Genomic DNA, 14,652 nt, shown 5'->3' with positions numbered 1-14,652 from the left:
TCCCCCGTTCACCGCCGGGCAACCGATCGACGACGACGAGGCCCTGCCCCGGCAGTCCGTCATCGTCGAGGTCGGGGGCCGACGCGTCGAGGTCTCCCTGCCGGGCGAGCTCACCCTCGGCGGTGGCAGCGGCGGAAATGCCGGTGCGGTACGGCGTAAGCCCAAGGCCCGCACCCGTGGCGGTGCCGGAGCCGGCGCAGCCTCCGGTGACTCGGTGACCGCGCCGATGCAGGGCACCGTGGTCAAAGTCGCCGTCGACGAAGGCCAGGAAGTCGCCGCCGGGGACCTCGTCGCTGTCCTGGAAGCGATGAAAATGGAAAACCCCGTCACCGCCCACAAAGCAGGCACCATCACCGGCCTGAGCGTCACCGCAGGCGACGCCATCACACAAGGCACCGTCCTCGCAGAAATCAAGTAGGGGAGTACCTTTCGATGACTGCCCTCGCTGAATCGTTCGACGGCGACACCTCTCCGGCGCATTCCACCGAGTTCGAGATCGTGTCCACGGTATTGCGGATGGCCTCGGCCGCCCGGGTGCGGTTGGCGGAGGCGCTCGATGCCCAGGGACTGAGCTGGGCACGGTACGAGGTACTCGAATTGGTTTGTCGGAGAGGGCCGTTGTCGTACAGCGCGCTCTCACGTGAATTGGTGCGACACCGAACCAGCATCACTGCGACAACTGCCAGTCTCGTCGACGCGGGCCTGTTGGTGCGCAGTGTCAATCCGCGAAATCGACAGCAGTACTTGGTCGACGCCACCGACTCGGGGTATCGCGCGGTGACACGTGCCGAACGTGCGCTCGAACGGGCTCGGTCGCGGATGGCGGTCGATGCAGATTCCGAACAGACACTCGAAGTGCTGCGCGGCATCGAGAAGCAGTGGAACAGGCGGCGCTGACCGACACGTCCTGGTTATGATCCGCCGACGGTGATGCAAGTACCCCTGGGGTGATACCCCCAGGGGTACTTGCATACCCCCTTGGGTATGTGAAATGGTGGGCACGTTCGATTGCTCGGGGTTTCGTCCGCCTCGATCGATACCCCCACCCGTATAGGAGAACCATGTCGCTGCGCGATGCCGAAATCCTTCGCCCACCTGACGACCTGCCCGCGAGAGGGCCGGGACTACTCGGCCGTGCGGGTGCGTCGATGGTGACCCACCGTCGTTGGGTGTTCGGCGTATGGCTCATCGCGCTGATCGGCCTCGGTTCGTTCGCGCCCTCGGTGTTCACCTCTCTGGCGGGAGCCGGGTGGCAGGCGAACGGATCCGAATCCGTACAGGTTCGAGAACTGGCCCAGCAGCATTTCGGTGGCAATTCGTCCGCAGCGGTGCAGGTGGTCGTTCACTCCGACGCAGCATCCATCACGGACCCCGCTGTTCGGGCAGTGATCGACGACGTGACCGAGGTGTTCTCCGGTGACTCCCGATTCGGAGACGTCGTTGCGCCGCAACCGAATATGACGATCAGCCCGGACGGCCGCACCGGCATCGTCATCGCCGGGGCGAACGGCACGACCGACGAGATGGTGAAGGCCGTCGACGATGTGAAGGAGCGGTTGACTGCGCTCTCGACCGACGGAATCGAGGTGTATCCCACCGGTTCGTCGGCCCTGTGGTCGGACTTCAACAAGGCGAACCACGACGCCATGATCCAAGCCGAACTGTTCTCGTGGCCGGTCACCTTGGCGATCATGGTGCTTGCCTTCGGTTCCCTCGTCGCGGCCGGTTTGCCGCTGCTGCTCACCGTCGCGGGGCTCGTTGCCTCCGCTGGTGGTCTGGTTCTGCTCAACGGTGTCACGCCGATCTCGGTGTGGGCCATGAACTTTGCAATGATGTTCGCCCTCGCGCTGGGAATCGACTACGCCCTGTTCATCGTCGCTCGATTCCGCGACGCGCTGCGGAACACCGACCCTCGGGCTGCCGTCGCCGCCACCATGGACACCGCAGGTAAGGCCGTCGTGTTGTCCGGGCTGACGGTGCTGGTGAGTCTGTCCGCAGTGCTGCTGGTCCCCGCGCCGGCGGTGCGCACGATGGCCGTCGGGATCATGTTGGCTGTCGCCTTCGTGTTGCTGGCAACGATGACTCTGCTGCCTGCGGCATTGGGTGCGCTCGGACCCAAGGTCAACGCCGCTTCGTTGCCGTACGCCAAGCGTCAAGTGCATCGATCCCCAAGGTTCGCGGCATGGGGGGAGTTGCTGCACAAGCACCCGTGGCCGTTCGCGGTCGTGTCGGTGGGGATTCTGATTGCGCTCGCCCTGCCGGTGCTCGGGCTGAAGGTGGCAATGCCGTCGATAGCAGTGGTGCCCGAGGATGCCCCCGTGCGGCAGGGTTACGAGCTCGTTCAGGACCGGTTCGGACCGGGCGCACCGGGTTCGCTGCAGATCGTGGTTCCCGAAGTGGATGCTGCCGAGACCGCAACCGTCGCTGCGCGGGTCGACGGGATCTCGATGGTGACGCCGCCGCAGAGTGCGGCTGACGATTCGGGATATGCACTGCTGCAGGCAATTCCGTCGGTGGATCCGTCCGACGAAGCGATGGGCTCCGTTCTCGCCGAGCTGCGATCGACATTGCCCGATTCGGCACTCGTCGGCGGAGCACCGGCAGAGAACCTGGACCTGCAGCAGGCTTTGAACGACTATCTGCCGATAGTCGTCGGGATCATCCTGGTTCTCGGATTCGTGCTGCTGCTGGTGGCGCTTCAGGCTCCGCTCATCGCGTTGCTCGGTACCGCGGTGAGCCTGCTGTCCACCGCGGCGGCGTTCGGCGTCGCCAAGCTGATCTTCCAGGACGGACACGGATCCTCGCTGCTGGGCTTCACGCCGCAGGGATTTCTCGACGGTTGGGGCCCGGTGTTCTTCTTCGCGATGATCTTCGCCATCGCCATGGACTACACGGTGTTCCTCCTGGCTACCGCCAAGGAACATTACGAGCGCTCCGGTGATTCCAAGGTTGCCCAGGTCGACGGGTTGGCCCACTCGGGACGAGTCATCTTTGCCGCAGCAGCGGTGATGGTGGCAGTGTTCTTCACATTCGCACTGTCGGATCCGTTGCCCCCGAAAGAGATGGGCATCATCCTGGGTGTTGCGGTACTGCTCGACGCGTTCCTGGTTCGACTCGTCCTGCTTCCGGTTCTGCTACGGCTGACCGGATACGGCGCGTGGTGGTCGCCGGCATGGCTACGTGCCGTCCTGCCCTCCATCCGCTTTTCACACTGAATCGACAGCTCTCACTGACACCACAATTTTCGAGGAGACATCATGAACATCGCACTGTCCACCACACTGACCGACACCGATTTCGCCGACGCGATCGAGAGCACGAGAAAGGCGTTGTCGGAGCAGGGATTCGGAGTTCTCACCGAAATCGACATGCAGGCCACGTTGAAGGCCAAGCTCGACGAGGACATGGAGCGCTACGTGATCCTGGGCGCGTGCAACCCGGGACTGGCTCACCGCGCAGTGGGGGTGATGAGGCAGATCGGTCTGCTGTTGCCGTGCAATGTGGTCGTGCGTGAGAACCCGGCGGCGGCGCGGTCCGTCGTCGTCGAGGCCATGAACCCGGCCATCATGGTCGAGGTCACCGGTGAGCCGCGGTTGGGTGCGGTCGCCGCCGAGGCCACGGCGAAACTGCAGGCGGCAATCGCGGCCCTCGGCGGTACCGGTACCACGCCGCAATGATGCCCCCGGGGGTACCCTCGAGTTCACTGCTACCACCATCGAAGGAATCGACATGATCGGCGACGAAGACAGCATTGCACTGGTACTCAACCGGCTCAAGCGTGCGCACGGCCAACTTGCGGGTGTCATCGGGATGATCGAGAACGGTCGTGATTGCAAGGACGTCGTCACCCAGCTCGCTGCCGTGTCGCGGGCGCTCGACCGTGCCGGGTTCAAGATCGTGGCAACCGGCCTTCGGGAGTGCATGACGGGGGATGCTGCTGACGGTAGGGAACCGATGACCGAGGCCGAGCTCGAAAAGTTGTTCCTGGCTCTGGCCTGAGCCGCCGGCCGAACTCCGGACGAACGGCATGTGTCGGGTTGCGGTCGATACCGAGTTGCAGTCGACAAGCAGCGGATTCGACTGCATACTTGACTTGGTCCAGAAAACCGGAGGATACTGACGCTGTGATGCCGATCTCACCCTATGCGGAGCAATTACGCACCGCCGATTTGCGCGTGACCCGTCCGCGGGTCACCGTGCTCGAGGTCGTCGAAACCAATCCGCATGCGGACACCGACACGATTCTCGGACTCGTCCGATCGGTGCTCCCCGAGGTATCACGCCAGACGGTGTACGACGTTCTCAATGCCCTGACCGCTGCGCGCCTGGTGCGTCGCATCGAGCCCGCGGGATCTCCCGCACGATACGAATCTCGGGTCGGGGACAACCATCACCACGCTGTGTGCCGCAACTGCGGCGTGATCGCAGACGTGGATTGCGCGGTGGGCGAGACGCCGTGTCTCACCGCATCGGACTCCGTCGGTTTCACGATCGACGAGGCAGAGGTCATCTACTGGGGCTTCTGCGCACAGTGTTCGGCTGCTCGCGAGCAGCCGGCAGTTCCCGTTCAGTTCCCTCCCCGGTCTCGAACACAGCAGAGTTCGTGACCACCGATCACAGCCCGATCGTCACACCTTGGAAGGAAGCACGTGTCTGAAGATCACGTAACACGCGAAAAAGAGATGAACGAGGATCAGCCGCAGGAGAGCGGTGGCAAGTGTCCGGTCATGCACGACGCGATGCCCACGCCTGTCGAAGGCGGCGGCAACCGCGAGTGGTGGCCTAAGGCGCTCAATCTCAAGATCCTCAAGAAGAACCCGGCCGTGGGCGATCCGATGGGTGCGGATTACGACTACGCCGCCGAGTTCAATTCTCTCGATCTCGCCGAGGTCAAGCGTGACATCGAAGCCGTGATGACGAACTCGCAGCCGTGGTGGCCCGCGGACTTCGGGCACTACGGTCCGTTCTTCATCCGCATGGCGTGGCACGCGGCCGGAACTTACCGCAAGCAGGACGGTCGCGGCGGTGCCGGAGCCGGCATGCAGCGATTCGCTCCCCTCAACAGCTGGCCCGACAACGCAAGCCTGGACAAGGCCCGCCGTCTGATCTGGCCGGTCAAGCAGAAGTACGGCCGCAAACTGTCCTGGGCCGACCTCATCGTGCTCACCGGCAACGTCGCCATCGAGTCCATGGGCCTGCCGACCTACGGCTACGCCGGCGGACGCGTCGACGCCTGGGAGCCGGACGAGGACGTCTACTGGGGCCCCGAGCAGACCTGGTTGGGCGACGAGCGCTACCACGGTGACCGCACGAGCCTCGAGAACCCGCTGGCCGCAGTGCAGATGGGCTTGATCTACGTCAATCCCGAAGGCCCCAACGGCAATCCGGATCCCGTGCAGTCCGCACTGGACATCCGCGAGACCTTCGGCCGCATGGCCATGAACGACATCGAGACCGCGGCACTCGCGGTCGGTGGACACACCTTCGGCAAGACCCACGGCGCAGCCGACCCCGATGCCCACATCGGACCGGAGCCCGAGGGCGCGCCCATCGAGCAGATGGGCCTGGGCTGGAAGAACAGCTTCGGCACCGGCTCGGGCGCCGACGCGATCACCAGCGGACTCGAGGTCATCTGGACCCCGACGCCGACCCAGTGGGACAACTCGTTCCTCGAAACCCTCTACGGCTTCGAGTGGGAGCTCTACAAGAGCCCGGGCGGCGCACACCAGTGGCGTCCGAAGAACGGAGAAGGCGCGGATCTCGTTCCCGACCCGGCGGATCCGTCCAAGCGTCGGCACCCGTCGATGCTGACCTCCGACATCGCGATGCGCGTCGATCCGATCTACGAGCAGATCACCCGTCGTTGGCTCGATCATCCCGAGGAGCTCGCAGAAGAGTTCCAGAAGGCGTGGTTCAAGCTCACCCACCGCGACATGGGACCGGTCTCGCGTTACCTCGGCCCCGAGGTTCCGGCGGAGCCCCTGCTCTGGCAGGACCCGATCCCGGCCGTCGATCACGAGCTGATCGGTGACGCGCAGATCGCCGAGCTCAAGCAGACCATCCTCGGTTCCGAACTCAGCCAGGATCAGCTGATCTCGGCTGCGTGGGCGGCGGCATCGTCGTTCCGCGTCAGCGACAAGCGCGGCGGTGCCAACGGTGGCCGTCTGCGCCTGCAGCCGCAGGCCGGCTGGGAGGTCAACGAGCCCGACGAGATCGCACAGGTCATCCGCGTTCTCGAAGGCATTCAGCAGTCGTTCTCCGGAACGGTGTCGTTCGCGGACCTCGTCGTCCTCGGCGGTGTCGCAGCCGTCGAGCAGGCCGCCAAGAACGCAGGCGTCGACATCACCGTCCCGTTCACCCCGGGCCGGATGGATGCGACGCAGGAGAAGACGGACGTCGACTCGTTCTCCGATCTCGAGCCCAAGGTGGACGGCTTCCGCAACTTCCTGGGCAAGGGCCAGAAGCTGCCCGCCGAGTTCAACCTGGTCGATCGGGCCAACCTGCTCTCGCTCAGTGCACCGGAGATGACCGTGCTGGTCGGCGGTCTGCGTGTACTCGGCGCGAACTACAAGGGGTCGACGCACGGCGTCCTCACCGACAAGGTCGGCACGCTCACCAACGACTTCTTCGTCAACCTCCTCGACATGGGCACCGAATGGGTTCCCACCGCGGAGGACGGCATCTACGAGGCCAAGGACGCCGCTACCGGCGAGAAGAAGTGGACCGGAACACGTAACGATCTGGTCTTCGGCTCGAACTCCGAATTGCGCGCTCTCGCAGAGGTTTACGCTTGCGATGACGCCAAGGAGAAGTTCGTGCGAGACTTCGTCGCGGCCTGGGACAAGGTCATGATGCTCGATCGCTTCGAGCTCGCCTAGTACTCACCGGCGCTGATGCGCCACCCGAACTCGAAGTTGTGGATGGAATACGAGCTGGATCCATCCACAGCTTCGAGTTCGTCGTTACCGGGCTGTTATCTTTCGATGCCGATTCGTGACTTTGCACCTGGATTTGTCGCAATGTCCGATTGTCATGCTGGTTGCATGACACAACAGGACGTATCCGCAGGCTCTGCGGACAACAACAGAGACGAAACACGTCAGAGTGCATCCGGTTTCGGGTCGTTCCTCGAGATGTTCCAGGACGCGTCGACCGACAAGTCGGACACCGAGCGCGGAATCCGATAGGACTCAGCGAGCACCGATGGTGTTGGTGACGGAGCCGATTCGTTCGATATCGAGTTCGACGCGGTCGCCCGGAGCGATCCACCGGTCGAGTTCGAGCCCACAACCGCGAGGCAGAGTGCCCGACGTCAGGAGCTCGCCGGGGTAAATGCTCTCGCCGCGACTCGCAAACGCCAGAGATTCACCCATGGAATAGCGCATCCCGGCAGTGCTGGTGGTCGACCAGAGTTCGCCGTTGACCCGGACGGTCGCGGCCAGCGAATCTATTTGCGCCGCAACCTCATCGGGGGTGACGATGTCTGCGCCCATCGAACTGGCGAAGGTCTTGGTCTTGACCACCGGTCCGAACGGAGTCCGGCGCTGCTCCTCCCACTGCGTGTCCCGCGCGCTGATGTCGTCGAAGACGACGTAACCGCCTATCGAAGCCTCGGCCTCCCGCTCGGATGCATCTCGGATCGGTCGGGTGACGACGGCACCGAATTCGAGCTCGAAATCGAGAACTCGGCTGTACGACGGCCACTCGACATCGGCCCCGTCGGCGACGACGGTCAGGTGGTTACCGGTGTAGTAGATCGGATGGTCGTCGAACCCCGGACCGGGACGCAGGGCCGGGAATGTTCGACGCGTCAGCATCTCGAATCCACGGATGAACGGGACGGCACGCGGTAGATTTCGCCGAACGAGGTTGTGTGCGGCCAGGTCCCAGTGCTCGTCCCAGCCCAGGAAGCAGCGCAGTGACGCGGGAACGACCGGAAGGGTCGGTGCCGGTCGGTCCATCGTCGCGACGCCCTCGTCGGCCGCCCGCCGCGCCACCGTCGTTGCGGCTTCACGTGCGGGTTCACCTGCATCGAGGAACCGAAGCATGGACCCGGTGAGCGGGTGCAGGATCTCGGGGGCACCCAGAGTCGAGACCGCAGCCTCGAGATCGATCCACGTGGTCGTGTCGGGCACGTGGACGGCAAGGCGGTCGGCGGAATCGGTGGAGGTCAAGCGTCGCAATCGCACGGGCGCGTCCGATCTGTGCGGAGCGATGCTCCACAACGGTTGAGGAACCCGGAGTGTAAACGGTGCCACGGTCGGCGTGTCAAGACCCGACGGTTAGCGTGGGGTGATGAGATCACCGGTGCCCGAGTATCTTCAGTCCGTCCTGACGGAGTGCCGACACCTCGACGATGGGGAAATGTCGAGCGGCAACCCGGAATTGGCGGCGGCCGATCCCGACACGTTCGCGGTTGCGCTCGCCACCGTCGGTGGGTCGCACTACGGGGCGGGCGATACCGACACCGAATTCTCCATCCAGTCGATCGCCAAAGCGGTGGCCTATGCGCTGGCCATCGAGGACAACGGGCTCGCAGCGGTGCTCGAGGCCGTCGACGTCGAACCGTCGGGTGATTCGTTCAACGAGATCTCGTTGGAGGCGCGGACCGGTCGACCTCGCAACCCTCTGATCAATGCCGGTGCGCTGGCGGTACATTCGATGATCGCGGGCAGTGACGGCGAAGAACGAGCGGGGCGGCTCATCGAGCTACTCGGAGCCATGGCCGGCCGTGAACTCCACATCGATCGGTCGGTGTACGAGGCCGAACTGGAATCCGACGATCGAAATACCGCGATCGCGCACCTGCTGAAGTCGGTCGGCCACCTCGGTGCGGAACCCGCGGTCGTCGTCGACGGGTATGCGCGCCAGTGCGCGGTGACGGTGACGTGCAACGATCTGGCCGTGATCGCCTCGGTGATGGCGAACGGCGGAACCGATCCGGCCACCGGCCGACAGGTCGTCGACCCCGCGGTCAACCGTCACGTTCTCGCTGTCATGGCAACCTGTGGGATGTACGACGGCAGCGGCAGTTGGATTGCGACAGTGGGCATTCCGGCCAAGAGTGGAGTCGCGGGAGCCATCATGGGCGTGCTCCCCGGTCAGGTGGGTGTTGCCGTGATCTCGCCCCGGTTGAACGAGCACGGAAACAGCGTCCGCGGGGTTGCGGTGTTCGAGAGGCTGTCACGCGACCTCGGTCTGCACATGATGCACGTCCCTCCCAGCGGCGAATCCGCCATTCGCACGCTGAGCGAATCCGACGGCGTCACCACCGTCGAACTGCAGGGCGAGCTGAGGTTCGCCGGTGCGGAATCCGTTGTCGCCCGTCTTGCGGCCGGCGTCCCGGACTGCGAGGAGATAGTCGTCGATTTCACCGAAGTGCGCGCCGTCGACGGCGCTGCACAGCGCCTCCTTCGAGAGGCTGTGAGCGGACTGGAAGACGACGGCTACCGCGTCGTCGTCGAGGATCCCGACGGGCTGATGAACGCCTCCCGCGACAGCTGACACACCTCGAACCAGACGGTCGGTGTCACAGTCTCCCGGCGAGAATCATGTGCCAGTAGGACTGCGGTAGGCCGTATCGGTCGAACGCCCACGCGGACCGTCTGGGTTTCAGGGGATCGAGAAACGAGGGTAGCGACGAGGCCAGTGCACCGGTGCGGTCGAACTCGGCAGCAATCAGAGTGTGTGCTTCGACAGCGATGGGTGCGACGGTGTACCCGTCGTAACTCGACATCGCTCCGCCGCTCCTGGATGCGACGAGATTGTCGACGAGAACCGAAATCTGTTTGCGTAGAGCGCCACCCGACGAGTCGGTGTCGATCGCTGCACCGTCGCCTGCAGCCCACACCTCGGGGTGGCGTCGGTGCCGCATCGTGCGGGAGTCGATGTCGACGACACCGTGCGGCTGCTCTCCTGCCAGACCGGACTCCTGTACCCACAATGGTCCGCGGTACGGCGGGACCAGGTGCAGCATGTCGTAGTCGATACGCTCGTCGACCCCGGCGTGATCGGTGACGGTGATGCGCTTGCTCTCCGGCTCGAGCGCCGTGACCGCCGTATCCATCACGACGCGCACACCCAGGTCTCGGAGGTGGCCGGCGAGCCGGGGGTCCAGGTCAGGGACACCGATCAGACTCTCACGATCGACGACCAACGTGATGTCGACGGTCGGTAGTCGTCCTGTGCGCTTCCAGTGGGCGGCCGCGAGAAACAGCGGCTTGACGGTGGTCCCGGTACACCCGACGGGCGGGCGCGGCACGGTGAACACGGCATGACTGTGTGCAGGCAGGTCACGGACCAGCCGCCATGTGCGCTCGGCCCGGTCGAGGTAGTTGCTGGCGACATCGGGAAAACGAAGTGCCGCATGCACACCCGGCAGAGCGGCTTCGTCGGCGATCAGGCCTTGCCCCAGCACGAGATCGCGGTAGCCGTACTCCATTCCCGACGCGCAGCGAACCGATCGTTCTGCCGGATCCACCGACACGACCGAATCTTCGAGCCACACACAGCCCTCGGGGGTCACCGAGCGTTGGGTCCGTTCGGCCTCGGTCAGCGGTGCCTGACCGGCACCGACGTACGACAACAGGGGCTTGTACGTGTGCACCTGCTTGGGCTCGATCACGGCGACGTCGGATACGCCCTTCTTCAGCAGTCGTGCGGCCGCGCTGATACCGGCATTGCCTCCACCGATGATCAGCACGTCGTACATGGTGCGGCTCACCGTGAATCGGCCGCCTGCGCTGTGACTTCGGTGCGGGCATCGGTTTCGGTGCGGGCTTCGGCGAGCGTGCGGTAGACGAACACGCGGTCCGAGACGCCGCTCGGGTCTGCGCCGTCGGGAAGCACGACGGAGAGTTTCTGCTGCCAGCGACCCTGGCGAATAGCGGTGGCGTCGAGCACGGAGCGAACTCCCGCCGCGACGAACGTGACGCGAGACAGATCGAGAATCAGAGCCCGGCCGCGCTCGGCGGCTTCCCCCAACGTCTCGGCCAGCACCGGAACGTCCACGTCGGTGATGGTGCCGGCAATGCGCACCTCGATGTCGTCGCCTGCGCTCTCGTCGACCGACACCGTCATCTCGGCCTCCGGGAGCGAGGAACGGGTACTCGAGGCACGGTCGTCGGCGGTGGAGAGCGATGGAACCACACCGGCGAGCGGAGTTCGAATGGACGGAACGACGATCATGGACAACTCCTCTGGAGCCGAACTCCTGAACCCGTGCAGGGGGAGTGCGGCAGTCGACTGCCGAGACTGCGGGCTGCTCCTCAACCACACACGTCCTAGCACTACCCCGAAGTGCGTGTCGGTAAGCCTGTTCCGAACAACCGGTTTGCGGGGCTTGGACGCGGGAATACGAATCCGACAATCCACGCTGGGAGGAATGTCCATGACGACAGCCGAATTCGATTCCGTCCGTTCGCTGGCACGAGTGCACGCCGATCCCGGAGTGTACGAGCCTCAGGAGGATTCACTTCTGCTGTGCGACGTCGCCGTAGATTCGGGGCTCGTGCCCGGAGCCCGTGTACTCGACATGTGTACCGGTAGCGGCGCAGTGGCCATCACCGCAGCACTGCTCGGTGCCCGCGAGGTGGTGGCCTTCGACATCTCTCCGCGTGCGGTTGCCTGTGCGCAGCGCAATGCCCGGTCGGTCGGAGTCGATGTGGATGTGCGGCTGGGGTCGTTCTCGGAGGCGACCGAGCTGGAGCCGTTCGACATTCTGCTGTGCAACCCTCCGTACGTTCCGTCGGAGACCGCGCCCACCGGCATGGGTTTGCACCGCGCCTGGGATGCGGGTGAGGACGGGCGAGTGGTGCTCGACCCTCTGTGCACGCGAGGCGCGGAACTGCTGGCACCCGGCGGTGTGCTGCTGGTGGTCCACTCGGAATTCTCGGGTCCGCAGCGAACACGGGAGATGCTGAATACTCACGGTTTCGGTGCATCGGAGGCGGCGTGCCGCACAATCGACTTCGGGCCCGTCATGACGGCTCGTGCCGAGTGGCTCGAGGCCAAGGGCGTGCTCGAATCAGGCCGCAGAACGGAAGAATTGGTGGTGTTGCGTGGCGACAAGCGATGAGTCGACGGGTGGTGACGCTGCACCTGCGCGCACTCGGGTGAGACTGGTCCGGGGCGGACCGATGCTGATCGACGGGCCGGTCGAGATCGAACTCGACGACGGCTCCGTCGTCACCTCGGATCGTTTCGTCGTCGCGCTGTGCACATGCAAGCGAAGCAAGACGTACCCACTGTGCGACACGAGCCATCGCGCGAAGCGACGAGCGAGTCAGTCCAGCGACGACTGACCGGCGGACCACCGCTGCATCACGTGGTCCGCGAGCGCGTTCTCGACGAAATCCAGTGCGCGCATGCCGAAGACGATGTCGGCTTCGATGTGCGGTTCCTGTCCGATCAGGTTCTCCACCACGTCGTGGCGCAGGACCTGCTCGTGGACGGCGTCGGCCTCGACGTGCTCCGCGTAGAACGCGATGCATGCAGCCGGCGCTGACAGCCTGCGAAGGCCCTGCACGAACCGCTGTGAACCCGGCGAGGACGTGATCTCCGTGGCGGCGAAATGGCCCACGGTGGCACCTCGGCGGCTACGGTGCAATCCGAACAACGACATGAGGTTGACCCACGCGAGTGTCTGGGCGGGGACGCGATCCACGTACCCGAGGTAGGACGCATCGAGGTCTGCTGCCGTCATGGATTCGGCCCACAGATGCTGGTGGACACGCTCACCCCTACCACCGCCGTACTCGTCGAATTCGACGGCGACATACGAGGCCTTGACCTGGCCGACCAGCCTCGGGATCGCCCACGCATGGGGATCCGCTTCCTTGAGGTGGTAGATGGACCGATGTACGAAGTACTCGCGCATCTGCTCCCATGATCCTTCGTCCCGCAGGAACCACGACGGGCCGGTACCGGACGACGCCTCGACCGACAGTCGCTTCATTTCGGCGACGACGTCGTCGCCGGGTTCGACATTCGAGCGTACGTAGTTCAGAAACGCGGATTCGAGTGCTGCTCTGAACTGCAGCAGTGCCGGATCCCACTCCAGTTCGTCGTCCACGCCCTCGAACCCGCGGTAGTGCAGTTCGTAGCTGATGAGCAACGCCAGTTGCATGTCACGCGACGTCGGATCGGCATCCGACGCGCTGGGCAGTGCGGCACCGCCGCCGGTGGAGAGATACCGGATCACGGCGTCCGAGAGTGGACCACACGGCACCGGCAACCGAGGCGACACGAGGGTGGGGGCGATGGAAGGGGTCACAACACTCATTGTTCACGCCTACCCGCTGCCGGTCACGGTCAATCGTGTGGGTCCGATGCGTTTGCACGCATACGAAGCAGGTAATCCGCTTCGTGCGATTCCGAGTTTCGGGGTCGAGTAACAGAGAGGAGCCTCCATGCGCGCAGTGACATGGCAGGGCAAGAGGAACGTCAGCGTCGATTCGGTGCCCGATCCCCGCATCGAAGCGCCGACGGACGCAATTGTGAAGATCACGACCACCAATATCTGCGGATCGGACCTACACCTGTACGAGACGCTCGGTGCCTTCATGGACCAGGGCGATATTCTGGGTCACGAGCCCATGGGCATCGTGGAGGAAGTCGGTTCGGAGACAGGCGATCTCGCCGTCGGAGACCGTGTGGTCATCCCGTTCCAGATTTCGTGTGGACATTGCTACATGTGCAATTCGAGTCTGTACACCCAGTGCGAGACCACCCAGGTTCGTGAGCAGGGCATGGGTGCCGCGTTGTTCGGCTTCTCCAAGCTGTACGGCCAAGTGCCCGGTGGGCAAGCGGAGTACCTCCGTGTTCCGCAGGCGCAGTTCACGCACATCAAGGTCCCCGAGGCCGGACCCGATTCGCGATTCGTCTACCTCTCCGACGTATTGCCTACCGCGTGGCAATCGGTGGAGTACGCGTCGATACCTGCAGGCGGGTCGGTGACGGTGCTCGGACTCGGTCCCATCGGAGACATGGCCGCCCGCATCGCCCAGCACAAGGGTGCTCGGGTCATTGCTGTCGACCTCGTACCCGAGCGCCTGGCGCGAGCTGCGGCACGGGGAATCGAAACGGTGAATCTGGCCGAACACAGCGGGGGCGTCGGCGACGTCATTCGTGACATGACCGACGGCCGAGGAACGGACGCGGTGATCGATGCCGTCGGAATGGAGGCGCACGGCTCACCGGTCGGCAAGCTGGCCCAGCAGATCGTCGGAATGCTGCCCGACGCCGTGGCCGCGCCGATGATGCAGAAGGCCGGCGTGGACCGGCTGGGTGCGCTGTACTCGGCAATCGACATCGTTCGACGCGGCGGAACCATCTCGATCATCGGTGTGTACGGAGGTATGGCCGATCCGCTACCGTTGATGACCTTGTTCGACAAGCAGATTCAGCTGCGGATGGGCCAGGCGAACGTCAAGCGATGGGTCGACGACATCATGCCGCTCCTCGGCGAGGACGATCCGTTGGGCGTCGATTCGTTCGCCACTCACGAGCTTTCGCTCGAAGAAGCGCCGCATGCGTACGACATCTTCCAGAAGAAGCAGGACGGTGCGATCAAGGTTCTGTTGAAGCCCTGAACCTTTCGAATACAGCGATGCGGCCCGGAACTTCACGGGCCGCATCGGTATTCGCAGAAGG

16 protein-coding genes are annotated in these 14,652 nt (G+C 64.4%); 12 read left to right on the top strand and 4 right to left on the bottom strand.

From position 1 onward, the window contains the following. The 8 genes from CH278_RS12710 to CH278_RS27540 all read left to right on the top strand — a co-directional run. A partial coding sequence (locus tag CH278_RS12710; RefSeq protein WP_143536244.1) for an acetyl-CoA carboxylase biotin carboxyl carrier protein subunit occupies positions 1-418 on the top strand: 418 nt, incomplete at its 5' end. A 14-nt stretch (positions 419-432) separates the two neighbouring features. Further along, positions 433-897, top strand: coding sequence for a MarR family winged helix-turn-helix transcriptional regulator (locus CH278_RS12705; RefSeq protein WP_051365075.1), 465 nt, complete (start codon positions 433-435; stop codon positions 895-897). 164 nt (positions 898-1,061) lie between these two features. Then, entirely contained in the window at positions 1,062-3,215 is a 2,154-nt protein-coding gene (locus CH278_RS12700) for an MMPL family transporter (RefSeq protein ID WP_032391146.1), read from the top strand. 42 nt (positions 3,216-3,257) lie between these two features. After that, positions 3,258-3,677 carry a DUF302 domain-containing protein gene (locus CH278_RS12695; protein WP_032391145.1) on the top strand — a complete coding sequence of 140 codons (420 nt, stop codon included), beginning with the start codon at positions 3,258-3,260 and terminating at the stop codon, positions 3,675-3,677. A 52-nt stretch (positions 3,678-3,729) separates the two neighbouring features. Then, the gene (locus tag CH278_RS12690; protein WP_032366273.1) at positions 3,730-3,999 is read left to right on the top strand and encodes a metal-sensitive transcriptional regulator; all 270 of its coding nucleotides are present in this window, start codon (positions 3,730-3,732) and stop codon (positions 3,997-3,999) included. A gap of 128 nt (positions 4,000-4,127) precedes the next feature. Then, positions 4,128-4,607, top strand: a complete 480-nt coding sequence (locus tag CH278_RS12685) for a Fur family transcriptional regulator (RefSeq protein WP_032366272.1) — start codon at positions 4,128-4,130, stop codon at positions 4,605-4,607. Between the two features lie 75 nt (positions 4,608-4,682). Further along, the gene (gene katG / locus CH278_RS12680) at positions 4,683-6,878 is read left to right on the top strand and encodes a catalase/peroxidase HPI (RefSeq protein ID WP_072692110.1); all 2,196 of its coding nucleotides are present in this window, start codon (positions 4,683-4,685) and stop codon (positions 6,876-6,878) included. Between the two features lie 165 nt (positions 6,879-7,043). Beyond that, positions 7,044-7,187 carry a hypothetical protein gene (locus CH278_RS27540; protein ID WP_155288482.1) on the top strand — a complete coding sequence of 48 codons (144 nt, stop codon included), beginning with the start codon at positions 7,044-7,046 and terminating at the stop codon, positions 7,185-7,187. A gap of 3 nt (positions 7,188-7,190) precedes the next feature. Here CH278_RS27540 and CH278_RS12675 read toward each other — a convergent pair whose 3' ends face one another. After that, positions 7,191-8,189 (bottom strand): fumarylacetoacetate hydrolase family protein, encoded by a 999-nt coding sequence (locus tag CH278_RS12675; RefSeq protein WP_052053236.1) that lies wholly within the window; start codon positions 8,187-8,189, stop codon positions 7,191-7,193. Between the two features lie 106 nt (positions 8,190-8,295). Between CH278_RS12675 and glsA the strand changes: the two genes are divergently transcribed. Then, positions 8,296-9,504, top strand: coding sequence for a glutaminase A (glsA, locus tag CH278_RS12670; protein WP_032391143.1), 1,209 nt, complete (start codon positions 8,296-8,298; stop codon positions 9,502-9,504). A 25-nt stretch (positions 9,505-9,529) separates the two neighbouring features. Here glsA and CH278_RS12665 read toward each other — a convergent pair whose 3' ends face one another. After that, the gene (locus tag CH278_RS12665; protein WP_057474290.1) at positions 9,530-10,711 is read right to left on the bottom strand and encodes an NAD(P)/FAD-dependent oxidoreductase; all 1,182 of its coding nucleotides are present in this window, start codon (positions 10,709-10,711) and stop codon (positions 9,530-9,532) included. A gap of 8 nt (positions 10,712-10,719) precedes the next feature. Continuing rightward, entirely contained in the window at positions 10,720-11,187 is a 468-nt protein-coding gene (locus CH278_RS12660; RefSeq protein ID WP_032390143.1) for a hypothetical protein, read from the bottom strand. Between the two features lie 202 nt (positions 11,188-11,389). On the opposite strand from CH278_RS12660, the gene CH278_RS12655 reads away from it, so the two are divergent. Next, positions 11,390-12,076 carry a HemK2/MTQ2 family protein methyltransferase gene (locus CH278_RS12655; protein WP_094622023.1) on the top strand — a complete coding sequence of 229 codons (687 nt, stop codon included), beginning with the start codon at positions 11,390-11,392 and terminating at the stop codon, positions 12,074-12,076. A gap of 61 nt (positions 12,077-12,137) precedes the next feature. Continuing rightward, positions 12,138-12,302, top strand: coding sequence for a CDGSH iron-sulfur domain-containing protein (locus CH278_RS12650; protein WP_063216898.1), 165 nt, complete (start codon positions 12,138-12,140; stop codon positions 12,300-12,302). On the opposite strand, the gene CH278_RS12645 is transcribed toward CH278_RS12650, so the two are convergent. Then, complete coding sequence (locus CH278_RS12645; RefSeq protein WP_052053235.1) at positions 12,284-13,282, bottom strand: iron-containing redox enzyme family protein; 999 nt, start codon at positions 13,280-13,282, stop codon at positions 12,284-12,286. The two genes, CH278_RS12650 and CH278_RS12645, sit on opposite strands and share 19 nt — an antisense overlap. Before the next feature lie 127 nt (positions 13,283-13,409). On the opposite strand from CH278_RS12645, the gene CH278_RS12640 reads away from it, so the two are divergent. Next, positions 13,410-14,591 (top strand): zinc-dependent alcohol dehydrogenase, encoded by a 1,182-nt coding sequence (locus CH278_RS12640; RefSeq protein WP_094622015.1) that lies wholly within the window; start codon positions 13,410-13,412, stop codon positions 14,589-14,591. The last annotated feature ends 61 nt before the right edge of the window (positions 14,592-14,652 follow it).

The organism is Rhodococcus sp. 05-2254-5 (assembly GCF_002258575.1).
Lineage (GTDB): Bacteria > Actinomycetota > Actinomycetes > Mycobacteriales > Mycobacteriaceae > Rhodococcoides > Rhodococcoides fascians.
Note: the sequence above shows the minus strand (reverse complement) of the source record. Positions and strands in the feature narration are given on the sequence as shown.

Coding starts and splice junctions, on each gene's coding strand:
- CH278_RS12665 (WP_057474290.1), bottom strand. CDS start 10,711: ATGTACGACGTGCTGATCATCGGTGGAGGCAATGCCGGTATCAGCGCG.
- CH278_RS12655 (WP_094622023.1), top strand. CDS start 11,390: ATGACGACAGCCGAATTCGATTCCGTCCGTTCGCTGGCACGAGTGCAC.
- CH278_RS12660 (WP_032390143.1), bottom strand. CDS start 11,187: ATGATCGTCGTTCCGTCCATTCGAACTCCGCTCGCCGGTGTGGTTCCA.
- CH278_RS12690 (WP_032366273.1), top strand. CDS start 3,730: ATGATCGGCGACGAAGACAGCATTGCACTGGTACTCAACCGGCTCAAG.
- glsA (WP_032391143.1), top strand. CDS start 8,296: ATGAGATCACCGGTGCCCGAGTATCTTCAGTCCGTCCTGACGGAGTGC.
- CH278_RS12700 (WP_032391146.1), top strand. CDS start 1,062: ATGTCGCTGCGCGATGCCGAAATCCTTCGCCCACCTGACGACCTGCCC.
- CH278_RS12640 (WP_094622015.1), top strand. CDS start 13,410: ATGCGCGCAGTGACATGGCAGGGCAAGAGGAACGTCAGCGTCGATTCG.
- CH278_RS12645 (WP_052053235.1), bottom strand. CDS start 13,282: ATGAGTGTTGTGACCCCTTCCATCGCCCCCACCCTCGTGTCGCCTCGG.
- katG (WP_072692110.1), top strand. CDS start 4,683: ATGAACGAGGATCAGCCGCAGGAGAGCGGTGGCAAGTGTCCGGTCATG.
- CH278_RS12695 (WP_032391145.1), top strand. CDS start 3,258: ATGAACATCGCACTGTCCACCACACTGACCGACACCGATTTCGCCGAC.
- CH278_RS12650 (WP_063216898.1), top strand. CDS start 12,138: ATGCTGATCGACGGGCCGGTCGAGATCGAACTCGACGACGGCTCCGTC.
- CH278_RS27540 (WP_155288482.1), top strand. CDS start 7,044: ATGACACAACAGGACGTATCCGCAGGCTCTGCGGACAACAACAGAGAC.
- CH278_RS12705 (WP_051365075.1), top strand. CDS start 433: ATGACTGCCCTCGCTGAATCGTTCGACGGCGACACCTCTCCGGCGCAT.
- CH278_RS12685 (WP_032366272.1), top strand. CDS start 4,128: ATGCCGATCTCACCCTATGCGGAGCAATTACGCACCGCCGATTTGCGC.